This is a genomic window from Variovorax sp. KK3, assembly GCF_001984055.1.
In the GTDB taxonomy this organism is placed as follows: Bacteria; Pseudomonadota; Gammaproteobacteria; order Burkholderiales; family Burkholderiaceae_C; genus Variovorax.
The window spans coordinates 39977-47459 of the sequence record NZ_LYVO01000055.1; the positions used below are offsets into that span (position 1 = coordinate 39977).

General features: G+C 68.6%; 5 protein-coding genes. 3 read left to right on the plus strand and 2 right to left on the minus strand.

Features of this window, described 5'->3' with window-relative positions:
- Positions 1-64 precede the first annotated feature (64 nt).
- From B0W80_RS23160 to B0W80_RS23170, 3 genes are all read left to right on the plus strand, one after another.
- Positions 65-1219 carry a mandelate racemase/muconate lactonizing enzyme family protein gene (locus B0W80_RS23160; protein WP_077001516.1) on the plus strand — a complete coding sequence of 385 codons (1155 nt, stop codon included), beginning with the start codon at positions 65-67 and terminating at the stop codon, positions 1217-1219.
- A 35-nt stretch (positions 1220-1254) separates the two neighbouring features.
- Positions 1255-2229 carry a tripartite tricarboxylate transporter substrate binding protein gene (locus tag B0W80_RS23165; RefSeq protein ID WP_077001517.1) on the plus strand — a complete coding sequence of 325 codons (975 nt, stop codon included), beginning with the start codon at positions 1255-1257 and terminating at the stop codon, positions 2227-2229.
- A 98-nt stretch (positions 2230-2327) separates the two neighbouring features.
- On the plus strand, positions 2328-3485 hold the full coding sequence (locus B0W80_RS23170) for an alpha-hydroxy acid oxidase (RefSeq protein ID WP_077001518.1): 1158 nt from the start codon (positions 2328-2330) through the stop codon (positions 3483-3485).
- 7 nt (positions 3486-3492) lie between these two features.
- Here the strand turns inward: B0W80_RS23170 and B0W80_RS23175 are convergent, their stop codons facing one another.
- Together B0W80_RS23175 and B0W80_RS23180 are read right to left on the minus strand one after the other, a co-directional pair.
- Positions 3493-4863 carry a S9 family peptidase gene (locus tag B0W80_RS23175; RefSeq protein ID WP_306171869.1) on the minus strand — a complete coding sequence of 457 codons (1371 nt, stop codon included), beginning with the start codon at positions 4861-4863 and terminating at the stop codon, positions 3493-3495.
- A complete protein-coding gene (locus B0W80_RS23180; RefSeq protein ID WP_256856667.1) occupies positions 4863-7361 on the minus strand; it encodes a tannase/feruloyl esterase family alpha/beta hydrolase in 2499 nt (832 codons plus the stop codon). The genes B0W80_RS23175 and B0W80_RS23180 overlap by 1 nt, the downstream gene beginning before the upstream one ends.
- Positions 7362-7483: the final 122 nt, after the last annotated feature.

Here is a 7483-nt window from a genome sequence, read left to right on the forward strand (position 1 = left end):
GGGCATGCTTGTGAGCGGCGGGCACGGCTTTCTAAACTGCGCCCCAGCCCTGGAGACACCCCACATGAAGATCACCCGCGTTGCCGCGACACCCCTGCACCTGCCGATCACCGTGCAGGCATCGGGTCGCAGCAAGACCACCTCGCTCTCGCTCTGCCTGGTCGACATCGAAACCGACGACGGCCTGGTCGGCACCGGCATGACCGCCATCACCGAAGAAGAGGTGATCGCCTCGGTGGTCAACGACATCGCCGCCCACGCGCTCGTCGGCATGGACCCGATGCGACACGAGCAGATCTGGGACAAGCTGTACTGGCTGCTCACCCCGCGCGGCCAGTCGGGCTACGCGAGCCATGCCATCGCGGCGCTGGACCTGGCGCTGTGGGACCTCAAGGGCAAGGCACTGGGCCAACCCTGCTGGCGCCTGCTGGGCGGTGCGCGGGCGGAAGTGCCGGTGTACGCCACCTTCGGCTTCGCCTTCTTCGAGCGCGACGAACTGGCCGAGGCCGCGCGCAGCTGGGTCGAGCGCGGCTTCAAGCGGCTCAAGATGACGGTGGGCCACCATGGCCTGTCGCGGCGCGACGAGCCCCGCCCGCTCGACACGCTCATCGCCGAAGACGTGCAACGCATCCGCGCGGTGCGCGAGGCGGTCGGGCCGGACGTGCAGATCTACATCGACGCCAACTGCAGCCTCGACTATTTCCACGCCCTCTCGCTGGCACAGCGCATCGAGCAGTACGGCATCAGCTTCTTCGAAGAGCCGGTGACGCAGAACGACATCCCCAACATGGTCAAGCTGCGGCAAAAGACCTCGATCCCGCTGGCCGCCGGCCAGAACGAGGGCCATGCAAGCCGCTTCCGCGACATGCTGATGGCGCAGGCGGTCGACGTGGTGCAGCCCAACGCCTGCATCACCGGTGGCTTCACCCAATGCCAGCGCATCGCCGGCATGGCCTCGGCTTTCAATGCACGCTTCGCCAACGGCGGCGCCTGGCCGCATCACAACATGCACCTGCATGCAGGGCTCGCCAACGGCTCGCTGGTGGAATACCACTCGGTGGCCGTCGACTGCTGCCAACTGGTGTTCGACGACCTGCCGGTGCCGAGCCAGGGCATGCTCGCCCTGCCCGAGAAGCCCGGCCTGGGTTTCGAGCCGAACCGCGAGCGCGTAGCCGAACTCGCGAAGCGCCCGGGTTCGCGCGGCGCCGGCAAAGCCTGAACCCCTTTCAAAACAAGATTGACGGAGACACCACGATGAACGCCGACCTCCTCCCCCGCCGCACCCTGCTCGCCCTCGGTGCCGCGCTGCTCGCCGGCCAGGCCTTCGCGCAGGCCAGCTATCCCGAGCGGCCGATTCGACTGATGGTCGGTTATTCCGCCGGCGGCGGCGTCGATGCCATGGCTCGCCTGATCGCGCCTCGCCTGTCGACGCTGTTGGGCCAGCAGGTGGTGGTGGAAAACCGCGCAGGCGCGGCGGGCGTGATCGCCGGCGATGCGGTCGCCAAGGCTGCGCCCGACGGCTACACGCTGCTGCTGGGCGACAGCTCGACGCTGATCGCGAAGTACATGCAGGCCAAGCTCACCTTCGACCCGGTTAAGAGCTTCGTGCCGGTGGCCGGCTTGTTCAAGTCGCCGCTGCTGATCGTCGCCAGCAACGATTTCCCCGCGAAGAACCCGCGTGAACTGGTGGCCGCGATGAAGGCGAAGCCCGGCTTCTACTCGTTCGCGAGTTCCGGCGTCGGCACGGTCCAGCACCTGGGCTTCGAAATGCTCAAGGGCCAGTCGGGCACCTTCGCGCTGCACATTCCCTACCGGGGCGCGGCCCAGATCGTGCCGGACGTCATCAGCGGCCAGGTGCCGCTGGGCGTGGTGAGCGCCACGGCCGGCATGGCGCAGGCCAAGGCCGGCAAGCTGCGCGCCGTGGCGATGATGAGCACCGACAAGCTGCCGGGCGCCGAGGACGTGGCGGCGCTGTCGACCGCGGTGCCCGGCGTGGACGTGGCACCGCGCCTCTTCTTGCTGGCGCCCGCAGGCACCCCCGCACCCATCGTTGAAAAACTGGGCGAGGCCGTGCGCACCGCCATGAGCGCGCCGGACCTCGCGCCCGCCGCTGCGCTGCAGGGCGCGGTCACCGACTTCCTGCCTTCGGCCGCGCTGGCCGACGCCATGGCGCAGGAGTCCGCGCGCTGGGGCAAGCTGATCAGCGAGCAGAAGATCTCGGCGCAATAGCGGTATCGCGCGGCGCGATGGCGGCCCCTGAATCGGCCGCCGACGTGGTGCCCGCGATAATCGGGGCCCCAGCGCCATTGAGATCAAGGAGACCCCGAGTGCCCGACCTGTCGAAGATCACCTGCATCGAAGACCTGCGAGTGATCGCCCAGTCGCGCGTGCCGCGCATGTTCTACGACTACGCCGATTCCGGCGCCTGGACCGAAGGCACCTACCGCGCCAACGAGAGCGACTTTCAAAAGATCAAGCTGCGCCAGCGCGTGGCGGTGAACATGGAAGGCCGCTCCACGCGCACGACGATGGTGGGCGAAGAGGTCGCGATGCCGGTGGCCATCGCGCCGACCGGGCTCACGGGCATGCAGCATGCCGACGGCGAGATCCTCGGCGCACGCGCGGCCAAGGCCTTCGGCATTCCGTTCACGCTGTCGACCATGAGCATCTGCTCGCTGGAAGACATCGCGGAGAACACCGACCGGCACCCTTTCTGGTTCCAGCTCTACGTGATGAAGGACCGCGACTTCATCGAGCGCCTGATCGAGCGCGCCAAGGCTGCCAACGTGTCGGCGCTGCAGCTCACGCTCGACCTGCAGATCCTCGGCCAGCGGCACAAGGACATCAAGAACGGCCTGACCGCCCCGCCCAAGCCTACGCTCGCCAACCTGATCGACCTGGCCGGCAAGCCGCGCTGGTGCCTGGGCATGCTGGGCACCAAGCGCCGCACCTTCGGCAACATCGCGGGCCATGCGAAGGGCGTGAAGGACCTGTCGTCGCTGTCGTCATGGACGGCCGAGCAGTTCGATCCATCGCTGAGCTGGGCCGACGTGGAGTGGATCAAGAAGCTCTGGGGCGGCAAGCTCATCCTGAAGGGCATCATGGACGTGGAAGACGCGCGCCTGGCAGCCTCGAGCGGCGCCGATGCACTGATCGTGTCGAACCACGGCGGCCGCCAGCTGGACGGCGCGCCTTCTTCCATCGAGGCCCTGCCCGCCATCGCCGAAGCCGTGGGCACCGAAATCGAAGTCTGGATGGACGGCGGCGTCCGCAGCGGGCAGGACGTGCTCAAGGCCCGTGCGCTCGGTGCGCGCGGCACCTTGATCGGCCGCAGTTTTCTGTATGCGCTCGGCGCCTATGGCGAGGCAGGCGTCACGCGGGCGCTGCAGATCCTTCAGAAGGAGCTGGACATCACCATGGCCTTCTGCGGCCGCACGCAGATCGACGAGGTCGATTCGAGCATCCTGCTGCCCGGCACCTTCTGAGCCCGCATCAGCGCGGCGGCACGCGCGACGCCAGCGGCGGCGGCTGGTAGTCGGGGCGGATGCGGCAACGGGCCTTGCCGCCTTCGCCGAACGCCGGCTCGAAGGCGGCACAGCGCGCCGCGATGGTCGCAGGCGTGGGCTTGTCGCCCTTGTCGATCCAGTCCAGCAAGGCGGCGAAGAGCGCGGGGTACTGCGGATCGCTCAGGTAGCTGTGCTCGGACTCGTCGCTGAAGCTCTGCACCAGGCGGTCGGCCGTGCCGGCGCTCTGGCGAAGATCGCGGTATGCACTTTCCAGTTCGACGAATGCGGTCGGATCGTTGATCGCATGAAGCGTCAGCGTGGGCAGCGTGGTGCGGCCGGTCGGTTGGCTGTCGGCAGCCAGCGCGCCCTGGGCTTGCGGGTCGGCGGTGTAACGCAGCACACCGGCATTGAGTGCGGCGTCGTCGGCTGAGCCCTGGTAGCGCACGCCGATGTTGCCGAAAGGGTTGCGGTTGGCCAGGCGATCTTGCGTGAGGTCCTGGAACAGCCAGGTGGCCCAGTTGAGGTGACCGACCAGCGTGCGCTCGGGAATCTTCACGACGCCGAGGATGGTCTTCAGGCGCGCAGCCTGCTCGGGTGTGCGCTGCGTCGCCGGCAGGCCGACGCCGGTGCACGTCTTGACCCGCTCCGCCAGCTCGGCGCGCGTGAGCTTCGAGTCCTTCGGCAAGCCCATCCACAGAGGGTATTGCGGCTCGTCGGGCCGCGGATGATTGCGGCACACCTGCTGGTAGACCACGCGCAGGTCGAGCCGGAATTCGTAGGCGCTGTTGCCGCCGCCCAGCACGCCGTTGGTCAGCAGCACGCCGTCGTAGGAGCCTGACGGGTAAAGTTCGGCCGCCTTTGAGGCCACGCCGCCGCCATAGCTCTGGCCGTGCAGCAGCGTGCGCTTCGGCGCGCCGAAGCGCGAGACGAAGAGACGCCGCAGGCGCTCGGTGTCCTCCGCGGCCATGGTCACGCCGTAGCCGCCGCGTCGGTAGGTGGAGCCGGCCCACGCGTAGCCGGCCTTCACCGTAACGGCCCAGCGCTCGAGGTCCTTGCGGCTGCGCTCGGATTCGGGCGGCCCGGTTTCGGGCCCGCCGTGCGCGTGCATGACCAGCACCTTGTTCCAGTCCTGCGGGATCGCGATCCAGTAGAAGGCGCCGGCGCCGTCCTGGCCGGTGAAGCAGCGGGCAGAAGCAGGGACCGCTTCGGGACACGCGGCCGACTTCGGCGGCGAAGCCGCATGGACGTTCCAGGCAGCCGCCATGGCTGCCAGGCCGGCAAGGAGGCGGATCGATGTCTTCCGAGTCATCATCACCTTGGTCGTCGTGTTCTTCGTGTTCTTCGTGTTCGCGGTCATCAATGACGTGCTCCGATGTCGAAGGCTGCGCTGGCGCTGGACGAGGAAACGTAAGCCAGCACGCCCTGGTTGAAGAGGAAGAAGCCCGGCCGGCCGGCGTCGGCCTGTGCAACGCCCGGAACGGGCGTGTCATAGCTCAGGCTCGCGGTCGCGCCTCCGAGGTTGAAGGCGGTGCCGGCCACCGTCGCTTCGCGCGACTCGCCCTGCACACTGGCCATGGCGTAGAGGCCATCGGCCGCGCCTGCCGCCAGGCTCTGTTGGGGCGCCATGAAGCGCATGCCGCGGTTGGCGGCCGACTCGCGCACCAGGTGCAAGGGCACGGCGCTGCCGCCCACCAGGCCGATCACCATCGATCCCGAAAGCGTACCGCCGGTGGTCGTGGCGCCGCCACCCGGCGCGGTGGTGTAGACGTCGAAAGCCTGCCGCGCAGCGGTCCACGTGACGTAACCCTTTTCCGTCTGGGTGCAGTTCGGGTCGTAGTTCATGAATCCACCCGTGACCGCATCGCGGCAGTACTGGAAGGTGCCCGCATTGCGAAGCCGCACCGCCCCCGCGTAACTGCTGGCAGCGCCCGCGCCCTGTTGCGCACCGGCCGCGTTGAAGATGTTCGCCACCGGGTTGAAGACCGTGGGCGTGGCGGCGTTCTCGAAAGTGGTCTGGAAGGCGACGAGCGGCGCGAAGCTGCCACCCGCTGGCGCGGCCACGCCACCCTGCAGCACTCCGCCTGCGCCGAAGCTGAAGACGGCGCCGTTCTCGGCGCTGGCATAGGTGCACGCGCCCCGGGCCGCGAGCGTCCCGGCGCGCTGCGTGCCGGCGGCCCGGTCGAGGCTAGCGTTGACAGTGACCGTGTAGGCCAGCGTGGACGGGTCCACGAGCACGTCGAGTTCTTCGCCCAGGCTGTTGCCGCCCTTGTAGCGGGTGGCGGCCGCCGGGAGATTGGGACAGGCGAGCGGGTCGCCCACTTCCGTCACGCAGCTGTAGTTGATGGCGGCATCCAGGCTGCCGCTGCCGCGGTACTTGGGCCAGGACGGAAAGCGGCACAGGGGCCGCGTACGGCCGAAGCTGCCGGCGACCGTGTCCATCGCAACGCCGGTGGCCGGCGCCATACCGCCTTCGACCCAGCCTTCGAGCGCTGCGAGCGAGTCCCAGGATGGGATGAAGACGCCGGTGCCGTGGCCCATGCCGGGCACGGTGTAGAAGCGCACGCCGCGCTGCACCGCATCGGCGCCAACGGTGGCGGTCAGTTGTTGGAAGTAGTCGATGGTCGAGTTCGGGCTGATCACTTCGTCGGCCAGGCCGTGCAACAAGATCAGTTTTCCGCCGCGCGCCAGGAAGGGGGTCAGCTGCGGATTGGTGGCGTCGGTGATCGCCGAGACCTCGGCCACGCGTGCCGCCCAGGGTCCGGGCGCCGCGGGGTCGAAGCCCAGCGAGTCGAAGGCTTCGCTGCGGGTGACGAAGTATTTCACCCACTGGTCGCCGGTGACGTACATATTGGCATCGGCAGAAGTCGCCGGATTGGCGGGCACCGGCCGCGTGCCGAGGTCGCGCGTGGTGTAGGGCCCCGCGACCAGTGCGCCTTCGAGCAGGTTGTAGCCGCCGGCGCGGCCCACGCCGTTTGCCAGGGTGTAGCCGCTGAAGACCAGCGGTGACTCAATCGTGCGCACCGTCGTGAGCTGGGCGTCGGACAGGCAGCCGTCGCCGTTGTCGGTGCCGCCGCTGCAGCGCAGCGAGGCCAGGATCTGCGCGTTGAGCAGACGGCAGCTCTCGACGTTGCTGACGATGCTGTCGGCGGCGCCGTCGAGCCGGTCGCAGGCCTGCAGCACGGTGCGCTGCACCAGCAGGGTCTTGGCGACGTTGAGCCAGCCCGCGCCGCCGTTGGCATAGAGAGCACGTCCCACCGCCACGTTCGACAGGCGCGTGCCGCTGTAGTTGAGCGCGGGCTCGTTGGCGACGACGCCGTCGTAGTCGGTGGGCCAGCGCTGGATGTAGGCCAGCGCATCGCGGCCACCGGTCGAGGTGCCGAGGAAGTAGGCCTTCTTCGGTGCGTCGGCATAGTGCGCCAGGACGATCTGCATCACGACATCATGCGTTTTCTTGAGCGATTGGCCGCCGTAGTTGGCGAGCGATTCGTCATTGGCGGCGAAACGCCCGTCGGTGATGCTGCTGCTCTGGTGGCCCGAGTCGTCGCCGAAGGTGGCGTAACCCAGGGCCAGCGGCGCGGGCTTGTCGGGCGGCCCGAAGCGAACGGTTTCGGTGCCGTCGATCAGGCGGCCGTTGAAGCCGCCGCCGCCGAAGTGGATGAGCTTCTGGTTCCACTGCTGCGGCAGGTTGAGCTGGAAGTTGATGACCGGCGCGTTCGCATCCACCGAACGGATGCTGCCGCGTACCCGGCAATGGGCGCCAAGTTGATTGCCGGGTTCGTTGGCCGCGACGTCCACGGCGGTGGCCACGGTCGCGCCCTGGGTGGGCAGGCCGATGCGTCCGGCTGGAATGTCCATGTTGGCGAGCGATGCGCAGGAGACCTTGGGCGTGACCGTCACGGGCGGCGTGACGGGTGGATCAGGCTCCGCCGAAGGCCCCGAACCGGGCGAGGTCGGCGTGACGGGAAACGCGGCGAAGC

What these genes read in the sequence shown, in the direction of transcription:
- B0W80_RS23160 (WP_077001516.1), top strand. Translation starts at nt 65, where the DNA reads ATGAAGATCACCCGCGTTGCCGCGACACCCCTGCACCTGCCGATCACC.
- B0W80_RS23165 (WP_077001517.1), top strand. Translation starts at nt 1,255, where the DNA reads ATGAACGCCGACCTCCTCCCCCGCCGCACCCTGCTCGCCCTCGGTGCC.
- B0W80_RS23175 (WP_306171869.1), bottom strand. Translation starts at nt 4,863, where the DNA reads ATGACCGCGAACACGAAGAACACGAAGAACACGACGACCAAGGTGATG.
- B0W80_RS23180 (WP_256856667.1), bottom strand. Translation starts at nt 7,361, where the DNA reads ATGGACATTCCAGCCGGACGCATCGGCCTGCCCACCCAGGGCGCGACC.